Below are 12,268 nucleotides of genomic sequence, written 5' to 3' on the forward strand. Positions count from 1 at the left end.
ACATCACTGCTCATGACCGACATCAGGGGACCTCTGGACGGCTCGCGATACCCGCGGTACATGGAACCGTCGACCTTCGCGCGGCTGCCGCGACTCGACGAGGTCTCCCGGGCGGACGTGAGCATCGTCGGAGTGCCCTTCGACTCGGGCGTGAGCTACCGGCCGGGCGCGCGCTTCGGTCCCGGCCACATCCGCGCGTCGTCCAAACTGCTCCGGCCGTACAACCCCGCGCTGGACGTGTCGCCGTTCGCGCACCGCCAGGTGGCCGATGCCGGCGACATCGCGGTCAATCCGTTCGACATCGCCGAGGCACTGACGACGGTCGAGCACGCGATCACCGATCTGCGCAAGGACGGCAGCACGGTCCTCACTCTCGGTGGCGACCACACCATCGCGCTGCCGATCCTGCGCGCGCTGCACCGCGACCACGGGCCGATCGCCGTGCTGCACTTCGACGCGCACCTCGACACGTGGGACACGTACTTCGGTGCACCCTTCACGCACGGGACACCGTTCCGACGGGCCAGCGAGGAGGGGCTGATCGACCTCGAGCGGTCGCAGCACATCGGGATCCGCGGTCCGCTGTACGGCAAGAAGGACCTCGAGGACGACGCCGTCCTGGGGTTTCAGATCATCCGGTCCGACGACTACGAGATGGACGGGGTGGCCTCGATCGTAGAGCGGATGCGCCGCCGTCTCGACACGGGCCCGGTCTACGTCTCCGTGGACATCGACGTCCTCGACCCGGCCCACGCCCCGGGTACCGGCACACCCGAGGCGGGCGGCATGACGTCGCGGGAACTGCTGAACACCCTGCGCGGGTTGGTGGGAGCGAACATCGTCGGTGCGGACATCGTCGAGGTCGCGCCCGCGTACGACCACGCGGAGATCACCGGAATCGCCGCGTCACACGTGGCCTACGAGCTGCTGTCGGTGCTCGCGCTGGGATCGTAGGCCCGCGCCGCGCCCTTCTCGGAGCGATGAGCCCGGACGCGCCACACGATCAGCGCGATCACCACCACCGCGACCACGATGATCGCCGCGTCCCGTCCCACCGTCTTCGCGACCTGTTCGTACGAGTTGCCGGCGACGAATCCGAGCACCACGAACCCCGTCCCCCAGACGAGCCCACCGAGTGCGTTGTACGCGAGGAACTTCGGGTACGGCATGCGCGACATCCCGGCCAACGCCGGCATCACCGCTCGGAAGAAGGCGACGAACCGGCCGAGGAAGACGGCCGTCCCGCCCTTGCGCGCCAACAGGTCCCGCGCCTTGTCCAGCTTGTCGCGACGCTTGTCCAGAATCTTCATGGCCAACAGTCGTGGGCCGAAGTGCTTGCCGATCTCGAAGCCCACCGAGTCACCCACCACGGCCGCGACGACCACGACCGCCGCCATCGCCACGACACTCACGTGGTCCTGACTCGCCGCGACACCGCCGATGACCGCGGCCGTCTCTCCCGGGATCACGAAACCGACGAAGATCGCGTCCTCGAGGAACACCAGCAGGAAGACGATGAGGAACACCCAGATCGGTGCGATGTCCAGCAGGCGCTCCATCACGGAAGTCATACGACCATGATGGCCCACAACCAGTGAATCGAGGTTCGATGTGGCTCCACGCAATCCGCACGCCATCGCGGACGGCATGATCGTGCGCAGTGTCACACGCCCGGATCGGGTCTTCCGGGTCAGCGGCGATCCCGGCGGGGCTCGGGTCAATTTCGTGGCGCTGTCGCCGGGCACGCGCACCGTGGTGAACGGCAGCCCTCGCAACTACCGTCCCGAGACACCGGCCGAGGAGTTCGAGCGACTCGCGGACGCGGGGCGGGACGACGTGATCGAGGACGTCCGTCAGACCGAGCCGGCCGACGACGAATCGGCGGGTACGAGCGCCGTGGCGGACGAGCCGACCGACGACGATTCCGTCGCCACACTGTGCGTACGCATGCAGGATGCCGTCGCGCGCGTCGCCGACGGCGAGTGCGACCCGGACGACGCCGCCGCGATCGTCAGCGCCGCGGCTGCGCTCAATGCCGCCGTGATCGAGGAGCACGCACGCCGCGGCTGAGCCCACGACACGAAGAACCCCACCGGTGCGCAGGCACACAGTGGGGGTCTCCGAGACATCGGCGGGCTTCTTCACTCGACGGCTCTGGCACTTCGTGATGTCCGGACAACACGAGTACCTGATGCTTGCGATACCCGCTGGCCACCGAACTCAACCGGAGTCGCTGCTGGTGTCCCCGCGTCGTGCGATGATTCTCAACCGTGGAGAGCAGGGACAGCGCCGTGGCGGCGACAGCGGACTCGGAGCGCGCGGAGGCGGACGAGTCGACGTCGCGTGCGGCGGAGTTGGTCACCGAGGTGGCCACCGGGTCGGTCGCTCCCCGTCGACTCGCGGCCATGCTGAGCGTGGTCGGCGGCAGCGTCCGCGACGACGACCATCTTGCGGTGCTGCTGAAGCGCACCGCGGAGATCGCACACGAGGCCGTCGACGGTGCGTCGAGCGTCGGTGTGAGCATCCTGTTCGGCGGCCTGACGTACACGGCCGTGCACACCGACGACCGCACGCTCGAGGTCGACCGCCATCAGTACGAGATCGGTGAGGGTCCGTGCCTCGAGGCCGCCCGGACCGGAGAGATCGTGCGCGTCGACGTCGATGCGGCGCAGCAGCGCTGGCCGGAGTTCGTACACGCTGCTCGCGAGGAGGGCGTGCGCTCGTTCCTCGCCGCGCCCCTGCACACCGCCGACATGAAGCTCGGATCGTTCAACCTGTACGGCACCGCCCCCGATGCGTTCGGGGCGATCGACGAGTCGATCCTCGAGCTGCTGACCTCCACCGTGTCCACCGCGATCGGCGACTACGCCCGGGTGCGGTCGGCCCGCGAGGTCGCGTCGGGCCTGCAGGACGCACTCGAGCACCGAGCCCCCATCGAGCAGGCCAAGGGCATCCTCATGGCGCTGCACGGCGTCGACAGCGACACCGCGTTCGGCATGTTGTCCACGGAGTCTCAGCGTGCCAACCGCAAGCTTCGCGACATCGCCCGCGACTTCGTGGAGAGCGTCTCGCGGGGCGAGTGATCAGCTCGCGCTCCAGCCGCCGTCCATCGTGTAGGCGGCACCGGTGATCATCGACGCCTCGTCTCCGACGAGGAAGGACACCAGTGCGGCCACCTCCTCCGGCTCCACCATCCGCTTGATCGCGCTCTCGGTCAGCAGCACCTTCTCGAGCACCTCGGACTCGTCGATGCCGTGGACGCGCGCCTGATCGGCGATCTGCTTCTCCACGAGGGGTGTTCGCACGTAGCCGGGGTTGACGCAGTTGCTGCGGACGCCCCGCTCGGCGCCTTCGAGAGCGGTGACCTTCGACAGTCCCTCCAGCGCGTGCTTCGCCGTGACGTACGCCGACTTGTTGGCCGATGCCCGGATGCCGTGCACGGACGACATGTTGACGATGCGTCCGTACCCGGACTCGTACATGTGCGGCAGAGCGGCACGCACCAGCAGGAACGGTGCCTCCACCATGAGTGTCAGGATGCGGCGGAACATCACCGGGTCGAAGTCCTCGATCGGCGACACGTGCTGGATTCCCGCGTTGTTCACCAGGATGTCGGTCTCGAGGGTGAGGTCCGCGAGCGCGTCGACGTCGGAGAGATCCACCTGCCACGCGTCTCCCCCGATCTCGTGTGCCAGCGCCGTGGCGGCGTCACCGTCGAGGTCGGCGACGGTGACCCGAGCGCCGTTCGCCGCGAGGGCGCGGGCGATCGCGGCCCCGATTCCGCTGGCACCACCGGTGATGAGAGCCGATCGTCCTGTGAGGTCCGTCATGGTCACGAGTCTGTGCCCGTCGCGCTCCGTCTTCAATGACGACCTGCGCACCCGCTTCCTGCACAAGTGCAGACTGGACCCATGACCGACGAACGACTCGAGTTTCAGCGCGTGATGCCGTTGCCCGCGGCGGACATCTTCGACGTGCTCTGCGATCCCGACGGCCACGTCGCCATCGACGGCTCGGGCATGTTGATGAGCGCGGACGGCGCACCCGTGACGTCCGCGGGAGACACCTTCGTCGTGCACATGGATCGCGAGGCACTCGGCGACCTCCCGATGGGTACCTACGACGTCGAGGTCACCATCGCGACCTTCGAGCGCGATCGGGACATCTCGTGGACGATCGTCGGCACGGTCCGACCGCCCATCGGTCACCGCTACGGGTACCGGCTCGCGCCGCACTCCTTCGAGGACGGCACGGAGGGCACCCTCGTCACGTCCTACTACGACTGGTCCGACATCCATCCCGACTGGCGGGAGCGTGACATATTCCCCGTGGTGTCCGGATCGTCCCTGCGCGTGACCCTCGGCATTCTCGAGCGCACCGTGCGTCGCGGTTACCCTCGACCGCTGCGGGTATCCGACACGGTATGAATCTCACACCGCTGTTCCACCCGCTCGAGAAGGCGACGTTCCTCGATCCGGTCAGCGACCCCGTCGCCGGGAAGCTCCGATCCGCTCTCGAGGGGACGAAGGTCGACGGCCTCCTCCGTGGGACCTTCGTCGGCCACCCGATGCATCCCATCATGGCCTACTCCTCGGTCGGATTGTGGACCAGCGCAGTCTTTCTCGATGTCACCGGTGGAGACTCCGCGGCAGCGCGGCGCCTCATCGGTGCCGGACTGGTGACCGCCCCCACCGCACTGGTGACGGGGTGGGCGACGTGGTCGACGCTCAACGCGGAACAGCGACGAGTGGGTCTGATCCACGCGAGCACCAACGCCGTAGCCCTGGCTCTGTTCACGGCGTCGTATCGCCGGCGCGCGAAGGCAGCGGACGCGTCGTCGCCGCCGGACACCACGTCGAAGGCGCTCGCACTCGCCGGATTCGCCGTCGCCGGTCTGGGCGGCGCTCTCGGCGGTCATCTCGGGTACAACATGGGAGCGGGAGTCGCGGCACGGGCTCTCCCGGCGGGCGTGTGAGTACCGACGAGGTGTTCGCCCAGTTGCGAGCACGCGGTGTCACGGCCGAGGGTGCACGGCGCTTCGCGGACGGCAGTGCCGAGAACCTCGATCCGGAGGCCCTCGCGGCACTCACCGAGGCGAACCTCACCGAGGCGCAGCTGCACGACTACGTCACGCAGGCGGCGGAGTGACCGTCCGATAGTGCTCGGCGATGTCGCCGGCGGTGGTGAACCAGACACCGTCGGCGTGCGACGTCAGGTGATCCAGCGCGCGACGAAAGCGTCTGAGCCGGTGCGGTTGCCCGGTGAGGAACGTGTGGGTGGAGATGGCCAACACGCGCGGTGCGCGCCGCGACTGCTCCTTCAGCTCGTCGAACGAGTCGACGACGATGTGCTCGAAATCCTCCGCGGACCCGTGGTGATGGACGAACACCGGAAGGTCGTTGACCTCGTGCGGGTACGGAACACTCAGTAGAGGTCCACCGCGCGTGGCCATCCACACCGGCTGGTCGTCGATCGGCCAGTCGAGCGTGTACTCGAATCCCTGCTCCGCCAACAGGTCCTCCGTCACCCGGCTCGGGTTCGCGCCGGGGCTCATCCAACCCCGAGGCGGCGAACCCTCGTGTGACTCGATCGCCCGTCGTACCGCCTCGATGGTGCGACGTTCCGCGTCCTCGTCCTGCTGGTTCGGCTGCTCGGCGTTGGTGCGGCCGTGGGCGACGACGTCCGCGCCGAGTGCGCGATACGCCGCCACCAGATCGGGAGCGTGCTCGTAGATCTCGGCGTTGACGAGCAGAGTCGGACGAATTCCGCTGTCGCGCAACGTGTCGGCCAACGCGAAGCCGCCCGCCCTGTTGCCGTACTCGCGCCAACCCCAGTTGTAGGTGTTCGGCTGGTCCATTCCCGGCGTCCATCCCAGCCCGGGAGCTCCGTCGTCGTACGGGAAGTGCTCGCAGTTGACGGCGACGTACACCGCGAGGGACGCGCCGCCCGGCCACGAGAACGACGGACGGGACGTGATGGGCGAGTACGGGAATCGGCCGTGCGAGGGCAGTGCCATCACTCGCCCCGACTCGTACGGATCGCGGCGCGGAGGCCGTCGAGATAGGGCTCCATGTCGGTCTCCGACGTCAGCGCCACCGCCTCGACAGGGTGGTGCCGCGCCTCGATCACCACACCGTGGTCGCCCACCGTCGCCGACGCCCACCACCGTTCCTGCCCGCCGTGCATCTCGAAGTCGGTGTCCGCGCCGTTCACCGGCACGACGACGCGACGCGCCTCCGTCGCCGCGATGGCCTCACGTCGCCGCTTGTACTCGGGCGACATCGGCGTCAGACCGATCGCCGACAGCATCGCCTTCAGCGCCGTGCGGTGTGCGTCCTTCGTGGTGGTGGTGACCTCGACGAAGGGACCGTCGATGTCGTCGCCGTCCCAGTCGACCTCACCGTGCCGCAGTGTCACGCTGGTCAGTACGTCGTTCTCCCGCGACCACGGGCCCATCACCCGCACCCCGTTCCACCCGTTCACCGTGTAGGTCGGGAAGGTGGTCGACTCGGCGCGGATCTGATCCTCGATCGCGCGTTGCTGGGTCCAGAACTCGTCGGGCGTGAGGTGGCCGGTGATCTCCATGCCTCCAGTGTGCCCACTTCGCCGTCGTGCGACTCTCACGCCGGAAGAAACACCCGGCCGCGATACGCCTCGCGCACCGTCCTCGTCGCCACCGTCGTCCACGCCGTCACCAGCACGGCGAACAGCACGACCGCCAGTGCCTCGACGACGGACGACTCCAGCGCGCGCCCCAACGCCGCCGCGCCGGTGACGCATGTTCCGACCGGGAAGGTGAACGACCACCATGCCAACGAGAAGCGCAGTCCTCGGCGCGCCGCGTGCACGGTCAGCGCTGTGGCCAGGGCGAACATCATCGCTCCGAAGCCGCCCATCACCATTCCGAAGAGGATTCCCGCCGCACGCAGGACCACCGCCACCTCGCTCCGGTCACCGGTGAACACCATCGCCGCATCGGCACCCAGGAGGTTGGCCGCGGTGACGGACTGGCCGATGACGCCGAGAGTGATCCATATAGTCGGTGCAGCCTGGACCGGGAGGACGGAGCCGTGCAGCAGTCGACCGAGAACCGCGGTCGTCACCATCAGCCCGGTCACGAGTGCCGATCCGAACAGCGCGTAGCAGCCGACGAGCATCGCGAGCCGCCACTGCCCGTCGGCGATGTGCGGGAGGAGAAGTGCACCGGTGGATGCCGAGACCATCGGCGGCACCACGGGCATCAGCCATGCCGGGAGCGCGACCGTGTCGGCACTGCGGCCGCGGGTGATCATCACGTACGGGACGACGACACTGGTCGCGAGCCCCAGCGCGGTACCCACCGTCCAGAGGACGACGAAGATCGAGGTGGCCAGGCTCTGCCCGATGATGTCCACGCCGAGGAGGCTCGTGCCGGCACCGACGGTGAGCAGGGCCATGGGCGGCGCGCCGTAGAACTGCATCATGACCGGGTGGGCCGCGTGGGCCTGCGCGACGCGGCGGTGCGCGAGCCAGTGCGCGGCGAACAGGGTCGACACGACGACGAGGACAGTCGAGGCGAGCAGCCACATGACGACGGCTGCCATGTGGAGCACGACATTCTGCACGGGCAGCGTTGCTGCGGCAGTGGCGACGATTCCGGTCCCCATCACCGATGCGAACCAGTTCGGCGTGATGTGCTCGATCACGCTGCCGGACGAGTCGAGATCGCGGAGCAGCCCGTGCGATGTCGCGGTCCGGAAGGTCGTCATGCCTTCACAGTGCGCCGGGACGGCGACGATCAGTAGTGGTCGTGCTCTTGTCACCCCACAAACGCTGTTTGTGGCTACTGCCGGGCAATGTCGAGGAAGTCGCGACGTGGACCGCGCAGTGCTGCAGACAGGCTCCAGACCGCGCGCAGCTCACGCGTCATCGAAAGACCGGGAACGTCGATGCGCACCAACGCGCCACTCCGCAGCTCCCCCTCCACCGCGAGGGACGACACCACCGCCGGCGCATTCGCCGATATGGCAGCAGACTTGACAGCGGTGACGGAGTTGAGCTCGATGAGCGGCGGAACCGTCGGGCGGACGGCGCTCTCGTACGTGGTGCGGGTTCCCGACCCCGGCTCCCGTTGCACCAGAGCCGTCGTCTGCAGCAGCTCCATCGACGCCGCACGTCTGGTCGCCCACGGGTGGGACGGTCCCGTGACGATGATCAACTCGTCGTGCGCGACGACGGCGACCCCGAGCCCGGCCGGCACGTCGGGCCCTTCGACGAAGCCGATGTCCGCGCGCCCGTCCAGCACCTGCTCGGCGACCTCCGCCGAGTTCATCAGTCGCATCTGCACCTGGACGTCGGGCGACTGTCTGCGCATCGACAGCATCCACGCCGGCACGAGGTGCTCGGCGACGGTCATACTCGCGGCAATGGTGAGCGTCGCATTGCCCTCGCGCAGAAGCGATGTCACTCCTGTCGCGAACTTCTCGGCCGAGTCGAGGATGCCGCCCGCCCACTCCATGACCGCGACGCCCTCGGGGGTCAGGGCGACACCGCTCGTCCCGCGATCGAAGATGCGGACACCGATGTCCCGTTCCGCAGCACGCACTCGCGCGCTGACCGCCTGCTGACTCAACCCGTGTTCGCGGCCCGCTGCCGTCATGCTGCCCAACCGGGCGACGGACACCATCACATCGAGGGCTCCGAGGTCCGGTAACCGCGGCGACAATGGCATCCGCCCACCGTAGCGACTGCGCCGGTGGGCTCGGGGTCAGCTACCGAAGCCTGCTCGGATACCGACGAGCTGGTACGTGCCGAAGGCGAGGCCGGGCGCACAGTTCACGAGGATGATGTCGCCTCGTTCGCGGTACTCCGCCGCCGTCTCCTGGCAATTCTTCGCAGGCGGGAAGTAGAACTCACCGAAGGTCTGGAAATAGAGCGGGCCGATCGATGGTGCTGCAGACGCCGTCGCCCCGCCCGACAGGGCAATGGCAGCGGCTCCGGCGCCTGCCACGGTGGCACCGACGAGTGAACGGGTGATTCGACGAGACATGGTGGACCTCCTGGTTGGACGTACCGTTCGGTCCGTTTACGGTAGACCCGGTCTCCCGCCGTGTACAGAGGTCGAGCTGCGTGCCGCTTCCCGCGGGAGCTACGTCGTACCGCGCCGGTTGCAGAGCCCGCGGCAACACGAATCGACCGCGGGAACTCGTCGATCGAGTTCGCCGACGATCAGCTCCCGAAGAGATCCGTGCGGATTCCGACGAGCTGATAGCCGGGGTACGCGAGATTGATGGCGCAGTCGACGAGGATGACGTCGCCCCGTTCGCGATACCGTGCCGCCGTGTTCTGGCAGTTCTCACTCGCAGGAATGACGAGCACGCCGAACGATTGCCAGTAGATGGGTCCCTGAGCGGGTGCCGCCGACGCCGTCGCACCGCCCGACAGCGCGATGGCGACCGCTCCGGCGCCGACGGCCGTGGCGCCGACGAGTGCGCGGGTGATTCGACGAGACATGATGGACCTCCTGGCTGGACGTACCGTTCGGTCCGTTCACGGTAGACCCGGCCATTCGCCGTGTACAGAGGTCGAGCGACCCACGCACTACATCGTCATGGTGTACCTGACCTCGTTCTTCAGGATCTTTCCGACCTTCGACCGGGGCAGAAGATCCCAGACCTCGATGTTCTTCGGCGCCTTCACGCTGCCGATGCGTTCTTTGACGAAGGCGATCAGTGCGGCGGGATCCACCTCCTGCCCGGCGCGCAGCTCGACAGCCGCCACGACCCGTTCGCCCCATTTCTCGTCGGGGAGACCCACCACGGCCGACTCCTTCACTGCAGGGTGAGCGAGCAGAGCCTGCTCGACTTCGGCCGAGTAGACGTTGAAGCCGCCCGTGATGATCATGTCCTTCGCGCGGTCCACGACGTAGAGGAAGCCCTCGTCGTCGAGGTATCCGATGTCGCCCGTGTGGTGCCAACCGTGAGCGCCCACCTCTGCCGTCGCCGCCGGATTGTCGTGATAGCCGTCCATGACCAGGGGACCGCGCACGACGATCTCGCCACGCTCACCGGTGCCGACGAGGTCGCCCTTCTCGGTCATGATCGCGACCGTGGTCAAGGGTGTCGGACGACCGGCCGAGGTGAGCCGTTCCGTCGCCACCGTGCCGTCCGGACGAAAGTGGTCCGCCGGCGCCAGGGTGGCGATCATGTTGGGCGCCTCGGTCTGTCCGAACAGCTGCCCCAGCACGGGCCCGATGCGCGTGAGCGCTTCCTCGAGCCGCGTCGGCGACATCGGCGCCGCCCCGTACCAGAGGCAGCGGAGAGACGACAGGTCCCGATGATCCAAATCCGGGTGGTCGAGCACGCCGTAGATCACCGTCGGAGGCAGGAACGCATGGGTGATGCGGTGCCGTTCGGTCAGCGCCAGGAACTCCCCGATGTCGGGGGCCGCCATGATGACCACCTCGCCGCCGAGACTCAGGATCGGGAACGTCAGCACACCGGCGGAGTGTGTGAGCGGCGCCAGCGCGAGATACCGCGGACGCACACCGAAGGGATAGCTCATCAGCGCGAGCGCCGTCGAGGTCATCATGTTGTCCTCGGTCAGCCGCACCCCTTTCGGCTTTCCCGTGGTGCCGCCCGTTCCCGCCAGCATCGCGAGCCCGCGCGGCGGCCGCCTGTCCGCGTCGAGCTCGCCGCGGTGTTCGGCGAGCCACGACTCGAACGGGATCGACCACTCCGTGTCACCGTCGAGGCAGACCAGTCGCACGAGGTGCGGCAGATCGCCTCGGATCCGGTCGACCAGATCGGTGAATCGGCTCTGGAAGAACAGAGTTCGGCATCCGAAGAGATCGAACAGCTGGCGGTTCTCGTCGGCCTCGTTCCGCGGATTCACCGGGCACCACACCGCGCCGGCGCGCGAGATGCCGAACACGCACGTCAGCGCCAGCGGATCGTTACCGGACAGGACGGCGACGCGATCGCCGGCCTCGACACCGTCGTGTTGCAGCGCCGCGGCGATCTCGACCGACCGGTCGTACACCTCACCGTAGGTGGAGGTGTCACCCCCGGTCGTGAGGCACGGTGCCCCACGGCCGAGCGAGACGCCCTTGTCCAGGTAGTCGGAGAGTCGCATCTCAGCGGTGCACGGAGACGATCGGGTCCAGGACCAGACCGAACGCCCGCAGCGTGCCGAGCAACTCGCGATGACCGAACGCCTCACAGCTGGAGGCGAATCCGACCTTGCGTGGAGCTCCCTGCAGGAGTGCGGCAGCCCCGTGTGCGTTGAGCAGTGCGGTCTGCTTGTAGTTGCAGTTGCCGTGGATGACGCAGTGTGCGCGGCCCAGCGGACCCGATGCGTGCACCGAGTCCAGCGAGGTGTTCAGGCGCGGGTTCTCCCGGGGCGGCATTTCGCTGCGGATCGCGGACGACTGCTCGTCGATGATGCGGTACTTCTCCTCGTCCGACTTGCCCTCCATCTGTTCGAGCGCGGCGGCCACCAACAGCGGAACCGCCTTCATCAGAGGCGGATTGAAGACACCGCCGAGAGCCTTCGCGGTGGTGACCCGCGGGTCGTTCTTGAACCAGACCGGATGCGACGTGCCGCCCCACGGCAACGCCAGGCCGAGATCGTGCTGACCGGGAACGCTCACGGTGTAGAGCCCGGCGTCGGCGGGCCACTCGACGTACTCGTTCTCCTCCAGGTAGTACGCCTTGGAGAACGCGGCGTTGGTGAGGATGGTGTTGGTCGAGGCGACGGTGGGGTGCCCCTTCCAGAACACCTGGATGTCGAGGCTGTTCAGACCCGGGTTCTCCAGGCAGATGTTCGCGGCGATCTCACCGATGGAGTACATCTGCGCGAGGCCCGGCGTGAGAACCAGTCCCTGCGAGGCGAAGTCGGCGCTGTACTGCGCCTCGGCGTCGATCATCCAGTTCTGCTCGCCGTTGGTGTCGGTGTAGTGCGCACCGATGGCCAGGCAGGCCTGCGCCACCTCGTGGCCGTAGCGGGCGAACGGTCCCACGGTGTTGAGGACCACGGTCGCGCCGCGAAAGGCCTCGGTCAGCGCCTCCACGGTGTGCTCGACCTCGACGATCTCGTGCTCGACGGTGTCGATACCCGGCACGGCACTCACGGCATCCTTCAGGCGGGCGTGATCGCGGCCGGCGGCCAGGAAGGGAATGTTGTACTCGCGCAGGTACTCACAGATGAGGCGACCCGTGTAGCCGGACGCTCCGTAGACGACGACGCGCTTGTCAGTGGGCATGGTTGATCTCCTGGTTCGAAGTGGGGT

16 protein-coding genes are annotated in these 12,268 nt (G+C 67.8%); 6 read left to right on the forward strand and 10 right to left on the reverse strand.

Features of this window, described 5'->3' with window-relative positions:
• Window positions 1–12: 12 nt before the first annotated feature.
• Window positions 13–954 carry an agmatinase gene (speB, locus tag HQ312_RS13510; RefSeq protein WP_222638891.1) on the forward strand — a complete coding sequence of 314 codons (942 nt, stop codon included), beginning with the start codon at window positions 13–15 and terminating at the stop codon, window positions 952–954.
• Here the strand turns inward: speB and HQ312_RS13515 are convergent.
• A complete protein-coding gene (locus tag HQ312_RS13515; protein ID WP_051613522.1) occupies window positions 918–1,571 on the reverse strand; it encodes a DedA family protein in 654 nt (217 codons plus the stop codon). The two genes, speB and HQ312_RS13515, sit on opposite strands and share 37 nt — an antisense overlap.
• A 40-nt stretch (window positions 1,572–1,611) precedes the next feature.
• Between HQ312_RS13515 and HQ312_RS13520 the strand changes: the two genes are divergently transcribed.
• Both HQ312_RS13520 and HQ312_RS13525 read left to right on the forward strand, forming a co-directional pair.
• Window positions 1,612–2,070: a hypothetical protein gene (locus tag HQ312_RS13520; RefSeq protein WP_222638892.1), complete on the forward strand. Its 459-nt coding sequence runs from the start codon at window positions 1,612–1,614 to the stop codon at window positions 2,068–2,070.
• Between the two features lie 200 nt (window positions 2,071–2,270).
• Window positions 2,271–3,083 carry a GAF and ANTAR domain-containing protein gene (locus HQ312_RS13525; protein ID WP_222638893.1) on the forward strand — a complete coding sequence of 271 codons (813 nt, stop codon included), beginning with the start codon at window positions 2,271–2,273 and terminating at the stop codon, window positions 3,081–3,083.
• Here HQ312_RS13525 and HQ312_RS13530 read toward each other — a convergent pair whose 3' ends face one another.
• Window positions 3,084–3,830: a 3-hydroxybutyrate dehydrogenase gene (locus tag HQ312_RS13530; RefSeq protein ID WP_222638894.1), complete on the reverse strand. Its 747-nt coding sequence runs from the start codon at window positions 3,828–3,830 to the stop codon at window positions 3,084–3,086.
• Between the two features lie 81 nt (window positions 3,831–3,911).
• Between HQ312_RS13530 and HQ312_RS13535 the strand changes: the two genes are divergently transcribed.
• Genes HQ312_RS13535 through HQ312_RS13545 form a run of 3 tightly spaced genes read left to right on the forward strand, consistent with a single transcriptional unit; the run spans window position 3,912 to window position 5,148 of the window.
• Window positions 3,912–4,427, forward strand: a complete 516-nt coding sequence (locus HQ312_RS13535) for a polyketide cyclase (RefSeq protein WP_027506497.1) — start codon at window positions 3,912–3,914, stop codon at window positions 4,425–4,427.
• Window positions 4,424–4,975, forward strand: coding sequence for a DUF2231 domain-containing protein (locus HQ312_RS13540; RefSeq protein WP_027506498.1), 552 nt, complete (start codon window positions 4,424–4,426; stop codon window positions 4,973–4,975). The genes HQ312_RS13535 and HQ312_RS13540 overlap by 4 nt, the downstream gene beginning before the upstream one ends.
• The gene (locus tag HQ312_RS13545; RefSeq protein ID WP_155957085.1) at window positions 4,972–5,148 is read left to right on the forward strand and encodes a hypothetical protein; all 177 of its coding nucleotides are present in this window, start codon (window positions 4,972–4,974) and stop codon (window positions 5,146–5,148) included. Before HQ312_RS13540 ends, HQ312_RS13545 begins: the two co-directional genes overlap by 4 nt.
• On the opposite strand, the gene HQ312_RS13550 is transcribed toward HQ312_RS13545, so the two are convergent.
• From HQ312_RS13550 to HQ312_RS13585, 8 genes are all read right to left on the reverse strand, one after another.
• Complete coding sequence (locus tag HQ312_RS13550; protein WP_056443505.1) at window positions 5,129–6,016, reverse strand: polysaccharide deacetylase family protein; 888 nt, start codon at window positions 6,014–6,016, stop codon at window positions 5,129–5,131. The genes HQ312_RS13545 and HQ312_RS13550 overlap by 20 nt on opposite strands.
• The gene (locus HQ312_RS13555) at window positions 6,016–6,585 is read right to left on the reverse strand and encodes a hypothetical protein (RefSeq protein ID WP_027506500.1); all 570 of its coding nucleotides are present in this window, start codon (window positions 6,583–6,585) and stop codon (window positions 6,016–6,018) included. The genes HQ312_RS13550 and HQ312_RS13555 overlap by 1 nt, the downstream gene beginning before the upstream one ends.
• Window positions 6,586–6,620: 35 nt before the next feature.
• Window positions 6,621–7,748 carry a TDT family transporter gene (locus HQ312_RS13560; protein WP_222638895.1) on the reverse strand — a complete coding sequence of 376 codons (1,128 nt, stop codon included), beginning with the start codon at window positions 7,746–7,748 and terminating at the stop codon, window positions 6,621–6,623.
• 74 nt (window positions 7,749–7,822) lie between these two features.
• Window positions 7,823–8,710 carry a LysR family transcriptional regulator gene (locus HQ312_RS13565; RefSeq protein WP_222638896.1) on the reverse strand — a complete coding sequence of 296 codons (888 nt, stop codon included), beginning with the start codon at window positions 8,708–8,710 and terminating at the stop codon, window positions 7,823–7,825.
• Between the two features lie 36 nt (window positions 8,711–8,746).
• Window positions 8,747–9,028, reverse strand: a complete 282-nt coding sequence (locus HQ312_RS13570; RefSeq protein WP_222638897.1) for a hypothetical protein — start codon at window positions 9,026–9,028, stop codon at window positions 8,747–8,749.
• A 179-nt stretch (window positions 9,029–9,207) separates the two neighbouring features.
• The gene (locus HQ312_RS13575) at window positions 9,208–9,492 is read right to left on the reverse strand and encodes a hypothetical protein (RefSeq protein ID WP_222638898.1); all 285 of its coding nucleotides are present in this window, start codon (window positions 9,490–9,492) and stop codon (window positions 9,208–9,210) included.
• A gap of 87 nt (window positions 9,493–9,579) precedes the next feature.
• Window positions 9,580–11,112 carry an AMP-binding protein gene (locus HQ312_RS13580; protein ID WP_222638899.1) on the reverse strand — a complete coding sequence of 511 codons (1,533 nt, stop codon included), beginning with the start codon at window positions 11,110–11,112 and terminating at the stop codon, window positions 9,580–9,582.
• A 1-nt stretch (window position 11,113) separates the two neighbouring features.
• Window positions 11,114–12,241, reverse strand: a complete 1,128-nt coding sequence (locus tag HQ312_RS13585; RefSeq protein WP_222638900.1) for a DUF5938 domain-containing protein — start codon at window positions 12,239–12,241, stop codon at window positions 11,114–11,116.
• Between the last annotated feature and the right edge of the window lie 27 nt (window positions 12,242–12,268).

Source organism: Rhodococcus sp. BP-316 (assembly GCF_019836105.1).
Classification (GTDB): Bacteria; Actinomycetota; Actinomycetes; order Mycobacteriales; family Mycobacteriaceae; genus Rhodococcoides.